At 52.6% G+C, this 22,201-nt stretch carries 14 protein-coding genes and 2 pseudogenes; 4 read left to right on the top strand and 12 right to left on the bottom strand.

Annotated features, from left to right (window positions below):
- Positions 1-107 precede the first annotated feature (107 nt).
- The 3 genes from glgX to treZ are packed head-to-tail and all read left to right on the top strand — an operon-like array spanning position 108 to position 6,471.
- On the top strand, positions 108-2,270 hold the full coding sequence (glgX, locus tag QP400_RS05320) for a glycogen debranching protein GlgX (RefSeq protein ID WP_004805113.1): 2,163 nt from the start codon (positions 108-110) through the stop codon (positions 2,268-2,270).
- Between the two features lie 8 nt (positions 2,271-2,278).
- Positions 2,279-4,765, top strand: coding sequence for a malto-oligosyltrehalose synthase (gene treY, locus QP400_RS05315; protein WP_053086206.1), 2,487 nt, complete (start codon positions 2,279-2,281; stop codon positions 4,763-4,765).
- Positions 4,762-6,471: a malto-oligosyltrehalose trehalohydrolase gene (gene treZ, locus QP400_RS05310; RefSeq protein WP_004805108.1), complete on the top strand. Its 1,710-nt coding sequence runs from the start codon at positions 4,762-4,764 to the stop codon at positions 6,469-6,471. Before treY ends, treZ begins: the two co-directional genes overlap by 4 nt.
- A 287-nt stretch (positions 6,472-6,758) precedes the next feature.
- On the opposite strand, the gene QP400_RS05305 is transcribed toward treZ, so the two are convergent.
- The 7 genes and pseudogenes from QP400_RS05305 to QP400_RS05280 form a co-directional block, all read right to left on the bottom strand.
- Positions 6,759-7,265 carry a GNAT family N-acetyltransferase gene (locus QP400_RS05305; protein ID WP_004805105.1) on the bottom strand — a complete coding sequence of 169 codons (507 nt, stop codon included), beginning with the start codon at positions 7,263-7,265 and terminating at the stop codon, positions 6,759-6,761.
- A gap of 192 nt (positions 7,266-7,457) precedes the next feature.
- Entirely contained in the window at positions 7,458-8,432 is a 975-nt protein-coding gene (locus QP400_RS05300) for a nucleoside hydrolase (protein WP_004805102.1), read from the bottom strand.
- 400 nt (positions 8,433-8,832) lie between these two features.
- Positions 8,833-9,132, bottom strand: coding sequence for a sortase (locus QP400_RS10475; RefSeq protein ID WP_081499142.1), 300 nt, complete (start codon positions 9,130-9,132; stop codon positions 8,833-8,835).
- Between the two features lie 347 nt (positions 9,133-9,479).
- Positions 9,480-10,076: pseudogene (locus QP400_RS05295) on the bottom strand (hypothetical protein); the annotation flags it as partial.
- Between the two features lie 53 nt (positions 10,077-10,129).
- Positions 10,130-10,390 (bottom strand): hypothetical protein, encoded by a 261-nt coding sequence (locus tag QP400_RS05290; protein WP_004805099.1) that lies wholly within the window; start codon positions 10,388-10,390, stop codon positions 10,130-10,132.
- A gap of 117 nt (positions 10,391-10,507) precedes the next feature.
- Positions 10,508-10,630, bottom strand: a complete 123-nt coding sequence (locus QP400_RS05285; protein ID WP_256172931.1) for a hypothetical protein — start codon at positions 10,628-10,630, stop codon at positions 10,508-10,510.
- A gap of 361 nt (positions 10,631-10,991) precedes the next feature.
- Positions 10,992-11,645 (bottom strand): annotated as a pseudogene (locus QP400_RS05280) (Rib/alpha-like domain-containing protein); the annotation flags it as partial.
- 369 nt (positions 11,646-12,014) lie between these two features.
- Between QP400_RS05280 and QP400_RS05275 the strand changes: the two are divergent.
- On the top strand, positions 12,015-12,245 hold the full coding sequence (locus QP400_RS05275; protein ID WP_004805096.1) for a hypothetical protein: 231 nt from the start codon (positions 12,015-12,017) through the stop codon (positions 12,243-12,245).
- A gap of 124 nt (positions 12,246-12,369) precedes the next feature.
- On the opposite strand, the gene QP400_RS05270 is transcribed toward QP400_RS05275, so the two are convergent.
- The 5 genes from QP400_RS05270 to QP400_RS05250 form a co-directional block, all read right to left on the bottom strand.
- Positions 12,370-13,092 (bottom strand): isopeptide-forming domain-containing protein, encoded by a 723-nt coding sequence (locus tag QP400_RS05270; RefSeq protein ID WP_004805094.1) that lies wholly within the window; start codon positions 13,090-13,092, stop codon positions 12,370-12,372.
- Complete coding sequence (locus tag QP400_RS05265) at positions 13,089-13,943, bottom strand: class C sortase (protein WP_004805092.1); 855 nt, start codon at positions 13,941-13,943, stop codon at positions 13,089-13,091. The genes QP400_RS05270 and QP400_RS05265 overlap by 4 nt, the downstream gene beginning before the upstream one ends.
- Before the next feature lie 10 nt (positions 13,944-13,953).
- Positions 13,954-15,414, bottom strand: coding sequence for a SpaH/EbpB family LPXTG-anchored major pilin (locus QP400_RS05260; RefSeq protein ID WP_004805090.1), 1,461 nt, complete (start codon positions 15,412-15,414; stop codon positions 13,954-13,956).
- 19 nt (positions 15,415-15,433) lie between these two features.
- On the bottom strand, positions 15,434-19,930 hold the full coding sequence (locus QP400_RS05255; protein ID WP_040314653.1) for a DUF5979 domain-containing protein: 4,497 nt from the start codon (positions 19,928-19,930) through the stop codon (positions 15,434-15,436).
- Positions 19,931-20,008: 78 nt separating this feature from the next.
- Positions 20,009-22,111, bottom strand: a complete 2,103-nt coding sequence (locus QP400_RS05250; protein ID WP_141740510.1) for a hypothetical protein — start codon at positions 22,109-22,111, stop codon at positions 20,009-20,011.
- Positions 22,112-22,201: the final 90 nt, after the last annotated feature.

Genomic DNA, 22,201 nt, shown 5'->3' with positions numbered 1-22,201 from the left:
CCTCTTCCCCACTTCTTGGCTGCAATTGGCCGCTGCAAGAGAGTCCCAAGTTGGCGCATTTTCGCTCTTCGGAGGCCAGAATGACCAAAACGTGAGAACCTAAAGGTATGAATATTAGGCCAGGAGTTCCGTACCCATTAGGCGCAACGTATGACGGCACAGGGACAAACTTTGCCCTTTTCTCGTCCGTTGCCGAATCCGTTGAGCTTTGCTTGATAGACGACAATCTCGCTGAAGAACGCATAAAACTTACAGAGTGCGACAACAATGTGTGGCATTGCTACATTCCCGGGATTATCCCCGGACAGCGCTACGGCTACCGAGTCAGCGGGCCCTTTGATCCAGCTGCCGGACATCGCTGCGACCGAGCAAAGCTCCTCCTTGACCCCTATGCCAGGGCAATTGAAGGCGAAGTTCAAAATTCTAATTCTGTCTACTCCTACAACTTCGACAATCCTGACGAACGCAACACGGAAGATTCTCTTGGTTCTACTATGTTGTCGCTCGTTTCCAGCCCATTCTTTGACTGGGCCCATGATCGTCCTCCGGGACATGACTACCATGAGCTCGTAATTTATGAGGCCCACGTGCGCGGCCTGACCATGCTGAATCCAGACATCCCAGAGGATATTCGCGGCACCTATTCAGCTATCGCCCACCCATCTACAGTGGAGCATCTAAAAGAACTAGGCGTCAACGCCCTCGAGCTGATGCCGATCCACCAGTTCGTAAACGATTCCAGCCTGAAAGAGCGTGGCCTTTCAAACTACTGGGGCTATAACACTATTGGTTTCTTTGCCCCACATAACGCCTACTCCTCCGACCCGCGCAGTTCTGTGCAGGAATTCAAGCAGATGGTGAAGGCTCTGCATGACGCAGATATTGAGGTGATCTTGGATGTCGTCTATAACCACACGGCCGAGGGCAACCATATGGGGCCAACGTTATCTTTCAGAGGCATTGATAATGCTTCCTACTACCGGCTGGTAGATGAAGACAAAGCCCACTACTTCGACACTACCGGAACAGGCAACTCGCTGCTAATGCGCTCGCCTGCAGTACTGCAGCTCATCATGGATTCGCTCCGATACTGGGTTACTGAAATGCACGTAGACGGATTCCGTTTCGATCTGGCTTCCACCCTGGCCCGCCAATTCCACGAAGTAGATAAGCTCTCTGCTTTCTTTGAACTAATCCACCAAGATCCAATTATCTCTAGGGTAAAGCTTATTGCCGAGCCTTGGGACGTAGGCGAGGGCGGCTACATGGTGGGCCAGTTCCCAGTCCTTTGGAGTGAGTGGAACGGGTCTTACCGCGACACGGTGCGTGATTTCTGGCGCGGCCAATTCTCCACCCTGGCAAAATTCGGTTCCAGATTGGCAGGTTCTTCTGATCTGTACCAAGACGATGGCCGCAAACCTATGTCTTCGATCAACTTTGTCACTGCTCACGACGGATTTACCCTGAACGACCTGGTTTCCTATAACGAAAAGCACAATGAGGCCAACGGCGAGGATAACCGGGATGGCTCTGACAACAACCTGTCGTGGAATTGCGGAGTCGAGGGTGAGACAGACGATCCCGAGGTACTGAATCTGCGGATGCGCCAACGGAAGAACTTCATCGCCACCATGATGGTTTCTCAGGGCGTTCCCATGATCTCGCACGGAGATGAGGTTGCTCGCACCCAAGGCGGCAACAACAACGTGTACTGTCAGGACAATGAGATCTCCTGGATGAGCTGGGAAGAGACGGATACGTCCTCGGAAATGTTCGATTTTACGAAGAGGGCGATTAGGATGCGGCGGGAACACCCGGTATTTCGCAGGCGCCGTTTCTTCGCTGGCAACCCGCAACAAGGTGGAGAATCTGAGCGTGGCGAGATCGAGTGGATGAACCCAGATTCTTCCCACATGACTGCCGAATCTTGGGACGCAGCCTACGCTCGCACATTGATGTTCTATTTGAATGGGTTGGCCATTGGCGAACCTGACGATATGGGCAATCGTATTGTTGACTCAGATTTTCTGGTGCTTATGAATGCAGCCCCCGAGGACATCGAATTTACGCTGCCGCCGCAAGAGTACGGCAAGTCGTGGACTGTGTGCCTCGACACCGACGAACAGCATGTCGATACCGACTTCTCTGCCGGTGACAAGATCTGTCTTCGCAACAGGTCAGTGCTGGTCATGGAACATACCCGTGAGGAGGGCGAGGACGCCCCTACCGTGAGCGTAGAAAAGGTCCTTCCTCCGGTACACAACGAATAGGAGTTGCCATGTCTCACCCCCACTTACCCAAGCCGGGGAAACGCCTTCCCATTAGCACCTACCGACTGCAGCTGAATGAGAATTTCACCTGCAGAGATGCTATTGGAGTGTTGGATTACCTGGTGGCGTTGGGGGTTACTGACATCTACCTGTCCCCTATTTTGCAGGCAGCTCCTGGTTCTAAACACGGTTATGACGTGGTTGATCACCGCCACGTCTCCCGGCAGATAGGCGGGCGCAAGGCATTTGAGGAACTAGCCAGCGCCGCCCACGAGGCAGGCCTTGGGGTGATCGTCGACGTGGTACCAAATCATATGGCAGTCCCAACCCCGGTATGGCACTCGCGGGCCATGTGGTCGGTACTAAAACGTGGCCTCGAATCCGAGTATGCGAATTGGTTCGATGTTGAGGTAAACGAGCCAATTTTGATGCCGATTTTGGGTGCTCGTATCGGCCAGGTGTTGGCTGCTGGAGAGCTGGAGCTTGTCAAGATGCGTGTGCCCACCGAGCCGGATCGTGGTCAGCAGTGGGTATTGCGCTACTTCGATCATGTTTTTCCTGTTGCCGAAGGTACCGAGTCTTTGCCTCTGGAAGTGCTGGTAGAACGGCAGCATTACCGCCTAGCGCATTGGAAGGTCGCCTCGGAAGAATTGAATTATCGCAGATTCTTCGATGTGGGGTCACTAGCCGGGATAAGGGTTGAGCTGCCCGAGGTGTTCAATGCGACGCACGCGCTCCTTTTGGAACTGTTCAATGCCGGGTTTATTGACGCCTTCCGGGTCGATCATCCCGATGGGCTAGCTGATCCGCGGGGATACTTTCGGGCCTTGTCTGAAGCAACGGGAGGGGCTTGGATAGTGGCTGAAAAGATTTTGGAAGCGAACGAGCAGATGCCCTCAGATTGGCCCGTAAGCGGCACCACTGGGTACGACACGGCCTGGCGACTTAACGCTCTAAATGTGAACCAGTCGGCTGCTCTTTCCCTGGGGGCAGTCATGGCGCAGGTAAGTGGCGATTCGCCCTCTTCTTACAGGCAGATCGTACGCGAGGCAAAAGCGCAGATTATCGACACTTCGCTTGCGGCGGAGGTGCGCCGACTCGGGAACGTCATCTGGAATATTTGCTTGGAAGATTTCCGATTGCGCGATCACACCTTCAGAGGGCTTATTACCTGTCTGCGAACCTTGATCATTCAAATGGATCGATATCGTGCCTATGTCGTGCCCTCTGAAAGTGCCCCTGCCCTGTCTAGGGCTGTTGTCCAGGAGGCGGCTGCGAGGGCGAAGAAGGAACTTCCCGAAGACCTCTCGGACACGATGGATGTCATTGTGGCACTGGTCCTAGGAGACGAGATTGGTTCTGCCGGTAATTATGAATCGGCAGCGCAGAAGGCGGAGGTGCTAGTTCGATTCCAGCAGGTGTGTGGTGCGGTGATGGCGAAGGGGGTAGAGGACACCGCTTTTTATCGCTGGACCCATCTACTTTCGCTTACGGAGGTGGGGTCTGATCCTTCCCAGTTTGGCATCAGTGTCGACGAGATGCACCGGCACGCTGCTTACATAGCTGCGCAGTGGCCGGCAACGATGACCTGTGGCAGTACCCATGACACAAAACGGGGCGAGGACGTGCGCGCTCGGCTGAATACCATTGCGTCTTTTCCCGACAAATGGTCAAACCTGGTTGCAGATCTTCGCGAAGCATCTAATTCCTACAGGCCACGAGATCTTGACGGGCGGATCGAATACATACTGTGGCAGACTTTAGTGGGGACATGGTCAGATGCAGGGCCTATTAGCTTCGATAGGCTGGAAGGCTACCTGTTGAAGGCCGCGCGGGAGCAGAAGACGTGGACGAGCTGGATAGATACCGCTGCCTCCCGCGAAAAGCGCATGACCGAGTTTGCCCGCAATGTGCTGAAGGATCCCGCTGTTAGGGAGCTGGTTTTATGCTGGCGGGAAGAAACCGCCGAGTGCACAAAGGCAGCAATTTTGTCTACTAAGACACTTCAGCTGACCATGCCCGGTGTAGCAGATATATATCAGGGCACCGAGATGGTGGGGACAAGCCTGGTTGATCCAGACAATCGGCGGCCGGTTGACTTTGACGCACGTAAGAAGTCCTTAGAACGATTGCTCTCTGGCTGGGCTCCGGAAAATATTGACGAGGAGAAGCTGGACCTGGTTCGACGCATCCTGGCACTGCGAGCCAAGCTGCCCAATGTTTTTGTTTCCGCTGAGTCAGACTATGCGGCCTTGCCAGTTTCTACCTCTCATGCCCTGGCTTTCTCACGCGGGGTGGGCACTCCTCAGGTGGTAGTTATTGCAGCTAGAACCTTCGCTAACAAGGATAATTGGCACTCACACACCGTTGGGATTCCCGAGGGAGAATGGGCATCGATCTTCCATGACCAGAAGGTGTGCGGCGGCGTCCGTCCTCTTTCGGAGGTATTAGGAAATTCCACGGTCGAGATCTTGGTTCGGACTGAGCTGACATGAATCTTCGACAGATCGGCTGCGGACGAGTCCCCGTGTGGGCACCGGCGGCGAGCAAAGTCGAGCTGGTGACTGAACGGGGGCGTACCGAGATGTGTCGGCGCCAGTCGGGGTGGTGGGTGGCTCCTACCCCACTGCCAGATGGCACCGACTACGCCTTCTCCTTAGATTCGGGCCCTTGCCTGCCGGACCCGCGTGCTAGCCTGCTACCTACCTCAGTACACGGCCCTTCCCGCACGTGGTGCGCTCCGGCCTCGCCTGGCCCCTTGCCAAAGGTGCAGGTGTTGGGAGGGGTAATGTACGAACTTCACGTGGGAACCTTTACTCCCGAAGGTACACTTGCAGCTGCTGCCAAAAAGCTTCCTTATTTGAAAGAACTGGGGGTAACCTGCGTGGAACTGATGCCCCTAAGTGCTTTCGATGGCAATGTTGGGTGGGGCTATGACGGGATTAATCCTTTCAGCGTGCACGCCCCTTACGGAGGCCCTGACGGTCTTATTGATTTTATTCGGGCAGCGCATGAGTTGCAGCTCGGCGTCTGCATTGATCTAGTTTTGAACCACCTGGGCCCTGTGGGAAATTATTTGGGCCAATTCGGACCGTATTTCACTTCTAGGCATAGCACGCCGTGGGGCGATGGCCTGAATGTCGACCAGCAAGGTCTACCCGAACCGCGTGAATACCTATTGCATGCTGCATTAAGACTCTTCGCGATCTTTGGAGTAGATGCGTTGCGTCTGGATGCCGTACATGCCATAAAAGATGATTCTCCGGTTCATCTTCTGCAGGAGCTGTCGCAGCTGGTGAATAACCTTGAACAGACTTTAGGGCGGGAACTAACTCTGATTGCCGAGTCAGACCTAAATGACATTTCGATGATCACGCCAGTAACCGAAGGCGGCATGGGAATGGACGGCCAATGGGATGACGACATTCATCACGCGTTACATGTTGCTTTTACTGGGGAATCACAGGGCTACTATAAGGATTTTTCTGACCCCGATGCGCTGCGGAAGGTGTACGAGCAGGTGTTCTACCACGACGGCACGTATTCTTCTTTCCGAAAAAGAAACTGGGGTCGCCCGGCCGGCAATGTTGCCCGATGGCGTCTGGTAGCCTGCGATCAAAACCACGATCAGGTTGGAAACCGGGGTATGGGAGATCGCCCGAATCTTACCGCGGCCGAGGCGGCTGCTGAGGCGGCAATGTTGCTGCTAAGTCCATTCACTCCGTTAATTTTTATGGGCGAAGAATGGCATACAAAGGTCCCCTTCACTTTCTTCACGTCCTTCACTGATGAGGACGTTGCCCGTGACGTAAGTGCTGGTAGGGCCAGGGAATTTGCGAGTATGGGGTGGGCAGATGGGGTACCTGATCCCCAGGATCTTGCTACCCACCAGAAGGCAATTTTAGATTGGCCTGCGGCTCGATCTGCTGCCGGCGCACGAATGGTCAAGTTCTACCGAAAGCTCATTAGTCTGCGGCAACTTTACCACCTTGCCAGTACAGAGGTACCTACCCGGCTACACCGCGAGGGCGGACAAATTACTTTGGATCGAGGCCGGGTCCAGGTACACGTGAACCTGGACCAAACCGAGATAGGCTTTGCGCTACCGAAATTTTGTAAATCACTACTTTGGAATGCTTCTGTCCAAGGCAATGCAGTTACCCTAGCGCCGAAATCTGTGGCAGTTATTTACCAGCCCTGAGTCTTGCCTACCTGCTTGTAGCTCTTTACCGATTTTAAAAGTATTATTGGCAGGACAAAGGAGGCAAGGACGCTCCGAGATACCTACACCAGCGAGCAACTAGTTGAACTAGCCCGCACGCAGCAACCGCAAATTATGGCTCACCCAGCGTGTAGCGATTCGTTGAAAGAATGGATTAAAAGCAGAGATTCCTACGCCCGCAACAAGTCGAGGACTAACGTGCTATTCGGCCTCGTAGCAGGCGTAGGAACCATTTTCTTTGCGCTTATGGTTGCGGCAATGGCGTTTTATGCAAGGTATTCATACCCCATGCAGATACGGCCCCCGTCCTCGGTATATTCTACCAGGCCTACCTGCTGGTAGCCGGCTTTTTCAAAGACTGCGCGCATACGTTTGTTCTCTTCAGAGGTATCACCGCGCTTGTTCCCATTGGGGGATATCTCAGCTGCATATTTCAGAAGCTTCGAGGCAATTCCAAGCCCTTGGGAATCCTTTGAGATCGCTAGCCTGTGCACCACCAGGGTACCTTCGCGGGGAGTTTTCCAGTGGAGCTCTTCGTTGTCGTAAGCCGGTTCTGGTTCGGGGTCAAGACAGACCGTACCAACCACTTTCCCGTCAGCCGTTGCCACATAGGAAATACCGCGTTCGATGTCTTGCATCATGGTGTGTTCGTTGGGGTAGTCGCCTTCCCATTGATCTACCCCTTGGGCGCGTAGGGCTTCCTTACCAAAATCTATGATCTGCATTATGACTGGCAGATCGTCCATGGTGGAGTGACGAATTTCAATATCCATGGATGTTATCCCTTCGGAAATATTTGTCTACGAACTGACTCTACACGATTGGGAGGGTCTAACCTACTGGCCGATTAGGAAGTGATACTTTTCTAACATGGCGTTTACCTGGTAGTTTGCTTTAAGCTACGGCACAATTTTACGGCAGTTCTACCGCTCTCACCGCCTCCCCGATTGTCCGATTATTCAGTCTTATTCCATTCCTTTAAAGGGAAGATTCGGCTCGGTATCTATCTGCAGCAACTGATCTAAATGCTCAAAGTATGCCTTCTTATCCACCTTCTCTATGACGTGCGCGTTAGCTGGGCGGGCAAACTTGTCCCATGCCATTGCTGAGTATCCCCGAGTGAGTTCCGAAGAGGTTTCAACATCTACTCTATAAGTATTTTCATCCAAGATTAGCTCGGGATGAAGCAAACAGGACAAGGTCACCGAATCGGGGTGAGTGGAACCATCAACCCCCACTGACTCATTGAAGTCAAGGGTGGTATCACATACCTTCTTGAAGAATTTTGCTAGGACCGTTCCCTTGTCTGTCATCTGCAAGTATTCACTACGCGTAATCGTGGCATCTTCGAGCGTCACGGGGTCCCAGGTCAGAACGTGAATGTCTGCGAAGCCAGACGTGAATACCATCTGCGCAGCCTCTGGGTCCACATAAAAGTTGAATTCTGCCGAGGAGGTGGTGTTGCCCCGTCCGTTGTTAGAACCACCCATGATGTAAAGGCTCTTGACGTTCTTCACGAAGTTGCGATCTTTTGCTATGGCAGTCGCGATATTCGTCAGCGGTCCAATTGCCACCACACTAACTTTTCCAGGTTCTTCCGCCGTGATTCGGATGAGGGCGTCCACCGCGTGTTCGTCCTCGAGACGTGTCTTTGTAAAATCGATGCTCAGGCCGCCGGCACCGTCACCGTGTACTTCTTCAGCAGATACCCATGGCCGAAGCAAGGGTTGCGAGCACCCTACATGTATTGGGACGCGCCCGAGTGCCCCAGCGGCGTTTAGCGTCATATGAGCATTTCGTATCTGGCGCTCAAATCCGACGTTGCCCGCCACCATAGTTATTGCCCGCATATCAGCGCGTTCATCCAAGAGCCCTACCAAGATTGCTACACAATCGTCCTGGGCTGTGTCGGTGTCAAGAATAAACGGTACTTTTTCCATGTTTCCTCCCCCAGCCAACTATAACGGCACGTTTTGCATGTTTCCTGACGGTAAGGCAGGTACCTCTAGTGATCTCTATCCGCGACTACAAAGCTGGTAGGAGTTTTGCGATGGGAATTGTCTATTTTTCAGGCAGATTTTTTATTTTCACCCCTGTAGGAACTTCAATATTTTGTCTATTAAGTTTCAGTAACCGCATCCGGTTCACGATATATACAGCAATTGCAGTCAAGAAAAGAGCCACCCACCCAGGCAGCTGCCATGCTAGTGGCGGCACATGTTTGGGGTCAGGAAAAACTCTGCTGCCTGTAACTAATAATCTGTGCGAATTTACCCCGTATGGAGTGCGCGTGACGAGCGTTGCTAGATCCTCCCCTAGCCTACGCTGCAACAGAAATATCTACTCAGGACGCAACCCATAGATATCAACGACTCGGTATTTTAAAGGTTCGCCCTGCACCTCTATGTAAAAGTAATCGCCTTTACGCACAGAAGTGAGTTTGTCAAACATTGTCGCGTTTGCTAGGCCAGTATGCGCGGTAACCACGCTGTGTCGGTTTGCTTTTTCCCGCAGGCAGGTCTGAGCCGTACAGGTGGCCGGCAGCACGCTGTAAGGTCTAGTGAGAACTACTACGACAGGTAGGCTGACTAAATCCGATCTTCGGCACCTTAATGATCCCAATTGTTCCTGCAGGATCATTCAAAGTGTTCAAGTAGAGCTGGTAATCCGGTGTCGCTTGCATATTGTTTTCCCCTTGATAGTGGTCCACGAACCGGAAGTCCTTCCGCGCAGCATTGTATCTTCTAGCCGCCTGAAGGTACGGCTTTCATACTTGCGCAGATTCGGTTGACAAGTGCCCGGCGTAGTTTTGGGAAACGATTTTTGCTTCGCAGTTATTCCACAACGTTTAAATAACAGGATAAACCAATGCCATTATGCCAAATAAAATGATAGTAGAGGAGATTAGTACACGGGCTTTTCTCATACTAGTTATAGACATATGTGAGGTCAGTTTCCTGACCTCACATATCAATATTGTGTTGCCTTTATGCAGTCTTCATGCGGGAGAGCATTACAGAGCACGTTCCCACCAAAGAAACTTCGGCAAGAGCGAAGATGATAATGCCCGCGGCACCGGTCTTCGGGAGAGTAAACCAGAAACCGGAATCCGCCTTGGCCACGTTTTCGATAACTGCGACGTGATTGATGTCCGTCACGGTATACAAAGTTACTTCTCCGCTACGCACAAAAACCTTGAACTTCGCATCCTTCAGGACACCGTTTGCCGTGTCAGTGGCCTTACCCTTCTTGATCTGAAAATCGGCGAACTTGGTCTTGGGGTTTGTTGATTCTGGTGGTACATCCTCGGGAGAGGACGGTTCATTTTCTCCGTGGCCGGGGACAAAACCAAACTTGTTTTCCACCTCTGCCGGCGGCTGATCAGCCACCTTGAACTTCATGGCTACGACAACTTTTGCTTCAGAATCAGCGTTCACTGCTGCTGCAATCTTGCCTAGGCCATCTTTTGTGAACGAGACTTTGATCCGAAGGAGACCATCGGCTTTGTTTTCGGTGCTTACCGTGTAATCGGTGGTCTTCTGCAGTACAGTGCCGCCGATCTTCACCGATTTAACTGAATCTACACCCGGCGTCTTGTAAGCCGCCTGGAGCGCGTCGTCAAAGACTGCATACCCGGTTACTGTACGGCTTTGTCACCAACCTTCTTCTTGTTCACCCTAGAGGTGATGGTGTAAGAAATGTCGTCTCCGGCGCCCACCGTCTTGGTAGTATCAGCGCTCTTGGTAATTTCCGACGTCAGATCCTTGTTCTTAGGCTGCACGGTGATGTTGTATTCAAAGTTGGTAGCCTTGGCCGCCGTGCCGGTGATCTGGGGAGCCGTTAGGTAGAAGGGCTCTACCTCCGAGGAATATCCTGCAGGGACTACAGTCTCTTCCACCTTTTATAGGCCTAGGTTCAGGTTAGAGAAAGAAGCATTGCCTTGCGCATCGGTTACTTGCGAGTTCGCGGTACCGAGTTCAATGTTCTTTTCCGTACGGGAATTTAGAGCTTCTACCTAGTGTGCCAGTGTCTTCCAGCCGTCGATCGTATTCAGGTCTACAGTCTTCCCACCTACCTTATTTACTGGCGTGACAGTAAAAGTAGCGCCCTTAACCGGATCCTGAGCACTTTCCTTCAACTTGTGGATCGTGATTGGGCCAGTTTCCGAATGTCCCGTTTGCCACGGCGCAACCGGCTTCTCGGACTCGTTTGCACCGGCCGCGCCGGCGCAAACGAGTCCGATGGTTACAACAAGAGCGCCACCAGCATTCTTTAAGCTTTCGCATCTTAATACTCCTTTTATGGTGTTATGACCGGCTGGTCTTCTTTGTGAGCCGCCTTATCCAGGCACTAATTCCACCTGTGCCCAACAAGGCAATTAGCCCAGCGCACCAGGTCCACCCCGCCCCGCCAGTGCGGGGCAGTGAGAAAGGCTGCGCTACATCCATTTGGGAGGTGACCGATTCCCAGAGGATTGAGCGCTGCGAAACGAATGGGGATCATCCTTGCAGCTGTCCGGTTTCGTCGAGTTTCATCTGTCTTGGAGCTTCCGGAGCGCTGGTTGCATAAACGGCACATTTGTATTTGCCTGCCTGAATGAACCGCCCTGTCAGACTTGCCTGAGTCTTGGCTTTGATGCCGTCCTCGCTGTAGATGAGGCGAAAAATCCTCTCTCCTGATGCCCGTCTTGCCATCTCTTGGTCCAAGTTGGCTATCTTCCACTTAACCGAGGGCGTCATTTCGATTCCGCCAATTCCGCCTAACCATACCGAGGTCGCATCCGATTTCTTGCAAGCCATTTCTAGCCGTATTTGTTTATTAGAAGCGATCAAGGAGGCTTCAATCTGCACAGGCGCATATAGGGGCATGCCGACGATAGAGCTAATCTGTTTTTCGGATATGCTCAGCTTCAGGTCACCTGACCTGGCAACACGAGCGGTAACTGTTAGGTTTGCAGCTAGCTCATCTGTAGAGCCATCCGGATAGGTTACTAGTACCGGAATGGACAGATGCTGGCCCGCGGTATTTAGCGGTGGGCTCACCCGAATCTGACCGGTATCCCCATTAATGCTTACCCAGTTTGGCACTGGCCGTTTCAGATCTGTCAGCACGGCAAATGTGCTCCCGATAGGCAGGCGCGCTTTGGGATCCGCAGGCGGGGCGAAGTTTCCGCTGGTGCATTCCTCCGACGCTCAGGTCTCGGTATGCAGGGGGCAAAGTTGTCCGATTGTTTTCGCACTCGTACTTTGAAGGTGGTGTCCTTACTAAGTTGTGGGGCGACATCTGGAAGCGGGCGGGTAGGTGGCACGAATCTTGAATTCAAGTTTTCTGCCAACGTCAGCTTTCTTGGGGCCCATTTGGGATTGTCCGGTTTTCGGATCTAGATAGTATTGCCCCTCACGTGGATTCGGCCCGGCAGATTGCATATAACCGTTTGAGTTCCCTACGATCGCAAAGCTCATCTCTCTTGCAGGCACATCAGTAAATATGCCCGCATCTGGATCTTCTACAAATGACCAAGGATGATCGGGTTTTTAATCATCGAAGGCCAGCTTTCCTTTAGGGAAATGGGGGAAGGTATTATATATGGTATTAGATATCTGCCCGTAGAAAACGTCTGTCTTCTTGTAGTGGACGTCTCCGGCCAGAAGGTTATTTCCTTAAGAATTTTCTACGACATCTGGGATGCCGTCTCCACCGATGGCGTAGGGGCCGTACACCATGTACTGCTGCTCCTTTTCCTACCGGTGTAGTAGCCCGCAATAATGGCAGCACGTCTAGATCTAAATCTGCCTGTACAGTGGCGGTTATGTCCATATATGGGTGACGTTACTGCCATTTTCCCAAGACCAGAGAGAACGACCAAACCACCCGGCATCATGCTATTTCACGAGTATTAGTCATGCAATCCCTCCGCCGGCATACCCCAATTCCAGCGACGATAGCTGCCATTGCTAGTAGACAGATCCCAATACCAAAGGAACCTGTCTTGCTCAACATTGGTAAGGCTCCATTTTTTGAGGCATACTTTTGCTTCGCCGGGATCGGCACTGTCTTAGTAATCTTTGGCTTTTCCGAGTTTAGTTTCGGAGTAACTACGAAGCGATAGCTCCACTGCGCCCGTTGCGGGTCGGCAATGGGAATAGTGACTAGGAAAGGCGCAATCTGCCTATATTTATGGGTGGTATCTGCGGGTGATAGTTCATCTACTAAATACATCCCTACTGGTAAATCCCGAAACACTGCTTTTCCGGCCTCATCAGTTACAGCGACTGTCACCGGCAGTGCCTTTGGCGCAAGCTCCTTTAGTCGCAGCCTATTCAAATCCTGCCAATTAGCACCCTGCAGCGATATATTTGGCACCTTGCTAATGCGAATTTGCTGGCCCTCGACCGGACCATTTGGCTTACCACCCGGCACCGGATCATCAAACGGGTTGTCCCCACTTTTTATTACCGTGAGCGTACCGCGCTCAGTTACATCTATGGCCGACGTGTCTAAACCATCACCATCACCGATTACAGGAGGCGCCGCAAAAGCGCTTGCTGTAAAGGTGAAAGTAGACAGTGCAGTAATTACTCCAAGTAACACGCGCTTCATGATTTCCCTCCTTCGAGCTTGTCCTTAGCCGTCTTTTTTACTAGCCACCGCATAAGTAGCAGCGCAGCCACAACACAAATGCAGATAATTAGGATCATCCACCACGACCAGCGCATTCCCGTGACTTCCGGAAGGCCTTTCGGATCCAGTGGTACCTTATGGCCGGTTACCAGAAGCCGGTGAGAGTTAATCCCGTAGGGGGTACACGTGATCACCGTGAGAAGGTCCTTGTTTGGAACGCGGGCTAATGAGGAGACCTCGTTTGGACGCACCACCTGGATGGAATGCACCTGGTATTTCAACTTGCGGCCTGCCACCTGCACATACATTTCGTCGGCTCGTCGAACGCTGGAAAGATTGTCTAGCAGGGTAGCGCTCGAGAGGCCTGAATGCCCGGTCAATACCGCGTGGGTACCGACTCCTCCAACTGGCAGCGAAGATCCATATAGATGGCCGATACCTTTTTGCAAAGTGTCTTCCGTTGTGCCGTGGTAGATCGACAGGTTTATGTGCGCCTTTGGAATGATCAACCGCCCCATCTCTGGGAGCAAGTTCAACTGGTGCAAATATTCCTGATACGGATTATTAGTTTTAGAAACTCGCGCAAGCCACGGATCCAAAATGGGAGCTCCCGGGACCTGACGATTATACTGTTCAGCCCGCGCAAGGCTTCGTTCTAAGAGTTGGGGTGGTACCTGGCGCTCCGAGACCGCGTATTGCCTAGCAACAGCTTGCTGACGCGCATTATTCCATTGGCTCGCGACCACAGGATACGCCAGCACAATAATGCCCATCACCGTAAGCAGCACCGTTACGAATCTAGAGCGCCAGGTATCTACCCCCTTTTTCAAGGCTCCTCCTCTATGCGTCTTTTCGGGCTCTGCTGTAGGCAGTTGTCAGCAAGCCGGCACCGGCTAGCACGAAAAGTACGATTCCTAGTCCACCAGTTAGCGGGAGTTTACTGGTGAACTCGCTTGTAGCCGAGTTGTATACGGTCGCGATAACGGCCTTGTCTGCGTCTGCCTTCTGAGCCGCCTTTATGGCTGCTTCATCGAAAGTAACCTGGGTGGCAGCCGGGTTGAGCTCATAGCCCCTAGGAGCGACCGTTTGCTTCACGCATAGCTTCTTTGTACTCAGTGCACGAAGTGGTCCCACAACTTCATTGGCAGCAAACTCGTCTTTACCTTCAATGCTCAGTGCGTTCCCGGTTACGCCTTCCGTGCCCTCGCAAAGAAATACCTTGAACTTGGCCCCGGTCAGCGCTTCAGTAGTATTTGTCTTAAAGTTCAAAATTTTCAGCTTACCCATAGGTGTCGTGGGAGTCTGGTCGCCACCGGGGGTAGAAACCTCAGTGTCCGAAGTCTCGTCATCGGCCTTATTCGTGTTAGAAGCCGAGTTGGAAACCTTCTCGCTCACGTCAGCTGCTACTGTCGCCTGGATCGTTACCCTTAGGAACTTCCCTTGCTTGGCACTAACTTTCTCTAGGCCTGTGTCAGTTAGAGTCACAACCTTCTTTTGCACGTTTTCACTGGCACCATCAGTAACCTGGAAATCGTTATCCACCAAAGTCTCCGCTGCAACAGTCGCATCTGCGGTGTCAACAATTTCAACCTTCGTAACTTTGCCCTTTTCACCATTGATCTCCAGGCCGGTGATAGGGGTATCTGTTACCACGAATTTGTCGAACTTGTGTCCGGTAGCAAGGGTCCTGATAGAAGCATCGATCTGGAACTCCATCGTCGATCCCTTTGTGACCAAAGAAGTTTCCGGGGTAATGTCCTTCTTGATAACAGTACCTGCGTCAGTGGACTTCGGATACACGTGAATGGTGTCCATATAGGTGCCGGTATTCGGGTCTGTCAGAGGCACCAAGATGTAGCTGTCCTTCGCTGGTGAAAGCCCTACTGGAGCCTTGGTTTGGACCAGTTTGTAGTAGCCCGGTTTCAACCCGGCGAAGGTTGCTGTTCCATCTGTGCCGGTAGCCTTTTCGGCACCCCCGATGAATGTAGTATCGGCAGTGCCGAACTTCCCTTCCTTTGCCTGGGCATATCCTTCCCCGGTGGTCACGTCCAGCGTGGACTTTTCCAGCTTGAACTTTGCCTCGGCCACTACCTCATGGGACGGGTTATCGGCCGCAGTACCGGTGGCTGCGGTATTGCCCGCAGGTCCTTTCTGCGCGTGAACAGTTATTGCGTAGGTAGCATTCGGATCGATTACGTTAGCCGCATTTGATACTGGCGCTACCGTCCCCAATCCCAGCGCTAGCAACCCGGCAGAAGCCACCGCTGCTACGCCTCTCCTAATTCGTCGTAGGGATAGCATTTTTCTCCTCTTCTTATGGTTATTTCTGTTTGAAAGCTCTAACGGCGCCCGCCACTAGAAGCGCTAACCCGGCAAGGATTACCCATGGTCTGGCTCCCCCGGTCAGCGGTAGATTTCCCACACTCACGTCAGCTAACTGGATAGTCCACCTACCCGTTGGAGGAAGCGAATCTGCACCTCCAGAAGAGTTGGTGCCATCGGGAGTGAACAGCTGGACCAAACCGCTGTTGCGGGTTTGCTCGCTCAAGGTGATAGTGCCGTCACTACCGCCGGAGGCGACAGTGAACTTGTAGGGGAACGGCAGTTGTTCGCCGGCATGAGCCCCGCCGTTAGTGTTTAGAAGGTAGTAACTGCCCGGATCTAACTCCTCGAGAGGCAGGTACGTACCCGCAGTGTCCTTATCTTTCACAAGTTTCTCGGCTTGGTCAGGAGTGCCCTCTTTGTACAGCTCAAATGTTGCCCCGGGGACCACGTTGCCCTTGGGATCGACTTTTTGGATAGCCACCTTGGCGCCATTATTCAGTGCTGTGTACAGCACGACGCCTTTAGGTTTGTTTCTATCCAACGTGAAGCTGAACGGGTCGGAAGTCAGCTCTGTCCTAGGCGCAGCCTTAAACTCTGCACTTAGCAGCGGGTCGCCCTCTTCTAATTCCGGTTCCGGCGTGCTTTCCCTCGAAGCAGCGCGCTCACTGCGGCCAGCACGAGCGGCCGGCGCAATCTCTCCCTGCCAGTCGACCCAGTGAGTGAGCATCTTCACGTACCGCTTAGGAGTCGGCTTCCTAGAAGAGACCTTACAAGTTGCGGCCTGTGGCATGCTGGGCAAAGAAGCATAAGTGCCCGCCACTACAGGTTCTATCTTGCCCGTGAGCTTCTTTAGATCATCCGGACCGGGCAAATGCGGCCAGGCACACTGATAGTCATAATGCAGCCCAGACACCTCGACGTCATCCTTGCGTTTGCCCACAACTGCAGTACCAACTTGGAAAGTGGAGACGCCATAGAAGTAGTCATCAACAAAGGTTGCCAAAGCACCATTCGGGTAACCCAGAGCAGTAGACAGCCTCACAGAAGATATCTCGCCCTCGCCTATTCCCCCGAAAGGCTGCTCCCCAAGAGATGTGGATAAAGTAGCAGACGGGAGTACTTTTACCTCGCCCTTATACTCAGGTAACGGATCTGCCAGCGCATTCGTGTGCCAAAGCGTACACGTAGAACTTGCCGGCATAAAACGGCTCGTCCCGAAGAGCTGTAACTCACTTTGAGCCGGCAACTCAACTGAACCGGAAGTTACAGCAGGCTTGCCATTCTTATCCTTTACAAAGGCGTCCTCACACCTGTAGTGCAAGGTATAACCCACCTTGCCGTCTGCTAACAGGGCCTTGCCTATGGACTTTCGACCAACCCCGTCAGGAGTATCTAGTACATGGCGAACCGAAAGCTTGCCCGCTTTGCGGTCAATCCGGTCAGTTATCGTAAATTTAGTCCTGGGATAAGGAAAGCCCGGCCCCGAGAGCGACGGGTGAACTCTGAAAGCGAGCAAAACCTGATCGCTGTCAGAAATCGCAAGATTAGTGTCTACATCTACCAGCGATTTCTTCCCACCTGCGTAGCTGAAGAACTCCCGCAGCTGGTCTGCCCCTACCGTGGTGGTTGGCTGTGTCGGATCCTTCTCAATCTTCGCCGTAACCTCAGTGTCATAAGTTGGCAGAGCCCGCTGGGCCAACGCACAGGAGTAGCCGACTGGGATTTGCTGCGCTGCTACGACCGGCTCGAAATGGTCACCTCGCGCACTGAACTGGAGCTCTGCCTGGATAATTCCCGCACTATTGGCGCCCTCAGGCAATTCGTCCTGCTCCGCCTCGGTCAAAGTTACCGGTGGGCGGCAATAAAGCCGGGCAGAAAAGTCCTTCTCCTTCATAAGGAGTGCACCGCTACCACTTACGCGCAAACCAACCTGGACCTCTGTCTTTTGGAAGTCATAGTTGTTCCACACGACCATAGTTCCCGCAAAATTCTCGGGCAAAGTCTGTGGCACCGTCGGATTGGCGGGCACTTCCTTCTTTCCAGACGGAGTTTCGATCAACCGCTTGCGCGCATCCACCGCTGCCTTATAGAACTCATTGGCAGCAGGCGCCTTATCTCTGGGTAGGGACACCTCCGTCGTTCCAATTGAGCGCCCCACAAGAGGACGGCAAACCTTCGAATTCTCGTCACAGTTATGGGAAGGCTCGCGGCCTCGGTACCCTTCCGATACTTCCCAATAGCGATATACAGAAGTGTTATCTACGTGAGCCGAATCATCGGTTTCTTCCAGCACGCATTTGGCACCTGCCGGAATGGCGTCTACCGGATTCCACTCCCCCTGTTGGAAACGACCTATCCCAATTTGCTGAGTAGGTGCCACACTAGCCAATCTCGCTTGCAAATCTGTTGCGAACGTCGCTGCGGCATCGTAATTGGTATCGGGGACCTTTCGCGGAGCAGGAATAGGAATATTGTGCCCATTCAGCGCACACGAAATATTCACAGCAAACTGCTTAGCCCCAGAGACGATAGCTACGCCCTCGCCGCCGACTTTCTTCTTCACGTTGAAGGAAGCCAGCTGCATCCGGTAGGCGGCATTTAGGGTTGCTCTTGCCGGACCATCAACCTGCCAAGCATGGTGTGACTCGCCTACAGCCCGGTCGGACGAAGCTATGGTCCAATTCGCCGACTCAAGATCGGCTCCGGGAATCCGCAACGACCCTGGCTCCGAGGTGAGCTCGCACTTCCACCCAATGGGCGCGGGCACTGTAGTGACGTTTTCTTCCCTGGGCAGCAGCTCAATTGGGACTTTTTCGTTCTCGGTTTTTCCCGCCTCACTGTAGTTGCAGGACAGACTCGCCTGTACCTTGAATTCTCCGTCATCACGGGCAAAAAGCGCGTTCTTCCATTCTGCGGGTACAGGAATCTTCTGCTCACTCTTATAGGCATTGGTGTAGACGTCAGCACTTGAGGTCAGTGTCAGCTCAGCTCTGGCGACCTCAAACCACACGTCGAATTCGATATTCAAAGCACCATCACGCGAAGGCGAGGTGAAGGAGAAACTCGTCGTATCACCTTTCACCCGGTCGCGGGCATCTTCACCAATTTTGGCCTGGCTGTAGCTCTTCAGCAACGGGTTGCGCCCTAACGTAATTCGCATGGTGCAAGACGTATTTTCAGGCAGGTCACCGCCCTCAAGAGTACTCGCTGATTCGGTGGTCAGATCCAAACTAATCTGCTTCTCGATCGCCCCACATGTGAGTGTGCCGGTAGCCGCCCGGGGAACCTTCTTACTTAACAATTCGTACTGAGGGCGCTGACGCACTCTAGGCGAAATCTTTATGGCTCCCGCCTTTGGTAACGAATAGGTGGTACTAATCTGCACGGTTTTTGTCTGGTTTGCCCCCACAACTACCTCTGCGCTGTGGGAGGTGTAGTCGACCTTTCTACCCGTGAGGATTTCGGGCCTGGACAAAACTGAACATCTTGAGCCGGCGGGAATCTCGTTGGGCAGGACTACCTCACCGTCACCGTCTATTGAGACATTTTGGGTAACAGTTTGGGAGTTACCAGGTGCCTGGCAGGAAACGGTTATCTCTTTGCGAGCCTGAACCAGCTTCTCCTGTAAATCTTTCTCAGTCAGGTTTGGACCGAAGTTAGTAGCGTGCGCAATCTTCAATGTTCCAAGTTTGAAGTCCAGCTGGTTATTTACTCGGACATCGACCACCCGGTTCACGTCAGTTATTGGAGCAATCGCGATCGGCTCGGGTGTGATTACACTTGCGTTGGGTAGGTCAGTTTGTTCTTCAATCACCTTGCAATTGGCCCCAGCGGGCACGCCATCTATTAGTTTCGGGCTGCCGTGGGCCAGCGAGAAGGCGTAACTTTGGGAACTGCCGGCCACCGGTAGTTTTATTCCCTCGTCTTCGCACTCAAGACGCATGGCGAACTTATGTCCGATACCTTCACCTTGGGCGTTGCCGGTCAGGACCTTAGCTAGTCGTACCTGCCCATGAAGCCTCTTGAGATCCTGGGTGATGCGCACCTGGTGTTCTCCACCGGAGTGCACCCAGAAATAATCGCCTTTACACGGTTTAGCGTTCTTCGGCCTCGCAGCTGCATCTTCTGAACAAATATTGGACGTAACTGAGTGCTCCACTTCAAAGCCGGGCACATTCACCGGTTTCGCTCCGGCAGGAGTATTAGTGCCGGTTGGCGGCGTCGTAGAGAACAGGCAGTGAGTACCCACCGGCCACGCGTCTTTACCGGCCACTTTACCGACACTAACTTTGCCGCCAGTAGTAGGAACGCTCACATACCCGGCCCCAACGTATCCCGGGTAGGAGCCCTGATTCTTCTCAGGTAGTTCAGGAGGCTTCGTAGGATCGGCCATGAACCTGCAGTTGTAGTAAATCGGTACCTGTTTTGGTAGCTGGCCCGCTGCGATCTTCCGGGCCAGGGGCTCGTCGCCCTCAGAATTTGTAAAACGCACGTCCAGCGTCACCGACGCGGTGATTGAGGAATAAATTGTCTCGGAAATAAACTGGCTGGTCGGCTGCTTTCCATCAGCTCAGCGCACAACGCCGGTAGCCGAGGCAGAAGTTGCCTGCCCCTTGTCAGAGTGGTTCTGTTTGTCTTCCAACTCCAGATGTTGTGATGACAACTTATTGACAGACGTGAAAAGACGGTTTAATTCCTCTTTAGGGCGCCCAGAGGGCAAAACGATTTTCTCCTTTACCGCGCATCTTGCCCCTACCGGAAGTTTGCCCATATTGATGGGGGCCATCGTTACCGCAACGTTCACGTTTTCGAGTAACCGCTGGGCTTTTCCTTCCACAATCAGAGTGTTCGGATGCTGCCCTAGCGGATCTGCGCACGAGTAGGTAAAGCTATAGCGCGCACCACCAACAAATTTGACTGGCTTACCTCTTGGGTAGCCGCCGACTTCGAAACGGATTTGTTCGTTAGTTACTTTCCCCTTCTTGATTATCTGAGCCTGCTGCAGGGGGCGTGAATACATTGAGCATTTGATGGAACGGTAATCTTCCATCTGCTGACCGGAAATATTGAATCCGCCATTGCCGTCCTTATCTACTGCCAATGCCTCGGGCTCCGCCTCAAGTTCGCCACTCTTTCCATTTTTCACGTTTACGCCCCAGCAGCGAGGCACGTTGGCGAGCATGGTAGAGAGCTTCTTACCGGAACTTCCCTGTTCCTGAATGGTCACGCCGTGGGCGGTATCCTGCCCGGTTAGTCGCACAAAGGTTCTACCCAACTGATTTGTCTTGAGGGCGTATGAGCGTCCCCCCGCTACAGTCATATTGATGGACTGCCCCACATTGGGTTTTACATATCTAAAATCTTGATCGATCCAATCAGATGTAATTGAAATTGTTTTTTCTTCAAGAATCCATTGGCGCAACACGCGCTCAAGAGTTCCATTTACGATCTGGTTGTCTGAGTATTCATAGCTTCCAGGCGTAACCCAATAATCGTTATCCCCCTTCGAACTGAAGTCTATGTGTTGGTAGCGACCTTCCTTTCCGCTAGTAGTGGCTTCCGCAAGAGCCTTGAGGGTATCGCCATATTGAGACATCTTCTCTGACCAATCCCCCATGCCTAAGATGCGCAGTTCAGCACCTTTGCCTCGGATAAGGTTGGCTACACCCAAGGCTCCAGCCGTACCAGGCCTAGCGTCTAGGCGATTACGACGGAAGTACCCATTCGCCTCAGTTTCCGGCCTGTTTACAAAATTGCCATCTACATCGAGCTGATTGAGATCAGCCTCGTACCAGCCCTTGTCATTTTTCTTGACAGTATCCTGCAGATAGTATTTATTGTCGCCGTGTGTAAGTACAATTATCTTTGTGTATAACGGCTTGGGAGCAACATTAGGGTTTGCCTTCCGTTGGGCACTCTCATAATCGGCCATGTCTTTATACACTTGAGCCAATCCATATTGCAGATTGTTTCCCCAGGCGTGATCTGGACTACTGCCACGACCATCTTTAGATCCATCCAGGGATCGAATCTTATTTATCACAGCGTCGTAGCCAGCCTTATTCTGTAACGAGGTGGCCTTTAGATTAGGAGTGTTATGGTATAGGCGGTTATTTGATTCGTCAGCCTTACGCGCAAAAGTATAAATGCCTACTTTTAGGGAACTTCCCCGGTGCCTCTTCATTTCTTCTTCGAAAGCTATATTAGTGTCCCAATTTCGGCAGAATCGGCCATCGGCGGTGGTGCGTTTGTCAGCTTGTTTTCTGTAGTAGTCAGGCCATTTTTCTTCGTTCGGGCAAAGTCGCCCAGCAAGAGTTCTGGTTTCACCTCCCATTGAGGCCCATCCTGACCTATAACCAAGCCCAAAGACAAACGCGACAGATTGCGCACCTTCATCTACCGTGGAGTCTGGTCTTTGCGGATCGGCTGGGAAAGGATCCTCTCCTCCCATACCAAAGATTGGGTTCACGGCCAGGTCAGAGTTAGCCCTCGCTACCGATTCGAGGCTAGCCGTAACCAGCTGCATAAGACTAAGCAATAAGCAAGGTAGTGACAGTAATGAGACTATCCGGATTATCTTCCCCTTAGCACGCAAATCTCTTCCCACCTCGGATAAAGCGAAACCGTCAACTTTGACAATCGTGCCCGCCACCTCATAGTGGCGAGTCAGCACTTTCATTATTTACGCAACGTAGCGGGAATTCACTCTAAGTTTCTATATTTGGCGCCACCTTGCCTAAAAGTCGGATTACTTGTCCATTCA

Source organism: Winkia sp. UMB3158, assembly GCF_030217145.1.
GTDB lineage: Bacteria > Actinomycetota > Actinomycetes > Actinomycetales > Actinomycetaceae > Winkia > Winkia anitrata.
This window is presented reverse-complemented; position numbering and strand designations above follow the sequence as displayed.

Excerpts from the sequence above, each read along its gene's own strand:
- glgX (WP_004805113.1), top strand. The coding sequence starts at position 108 with ATGAATATTAGGCCAGGAGTTCCGTACCCATTAGGCGCAACGTATGAC.
- treY (WP_053086206.1), top strand. The coding sequence starts at position 2,279 with ATGTCTCACCCCCACTTACCCAAGCCGGGGAAACGCCTTCCCATTAGC.
- treZ (WP_004805108.1), top strand. The coding sequence starts at position 4,762 with ATGAATCTTCGACAGATCGGCTGCGGACGAGTCCCCGTGTGGGCACCG.
- QP400_RS05305 (WP_004805105.1), bottom strand. The coding sequence starts at position 7,265 with ATGGATATTGAAATTCGTCACTCCACCATGGACGATCTGCCAGTCATA.
- QP400_RS05300 (WP_004805102.1), bottom strand. The coding sequence starts at position 8,432 with ATGGAAAAAGTACCGTTTATTCTTGACACCGACACAGCCCAGGACGAT.
- QP400_RS10475 (WP_081499142.1), bottom strand. The coding sequence starts at position 9,132 with ATGATCCTGCAGGAACAATTGGGATCATTAAGGTGCCGAAGATCGGAT.
- QP400_RS05275 (WP_004805096.1), top strand. The coding sequence starts at position 12,015 with ATGATCGGGTTTTTAATCATCGAAGGCCAGCTTTCCTTTAGGGAAATG.
- QP400_RS05270 (WP_004805094.1), bottom strand. The coding sequence starts at position 13,092 with ATGAAGCGCGTGTTACTTGGAGTAATTACTGCACTGTCTACTTTCACC.
- QP400_RS05260 (WP_004805090.1), bottom strand. The coding sequence starts at position 15,414 with ATGCTATCCCTACGACGAATTAGGAGAGGCGTAGCAGCGGTGGCTTCT.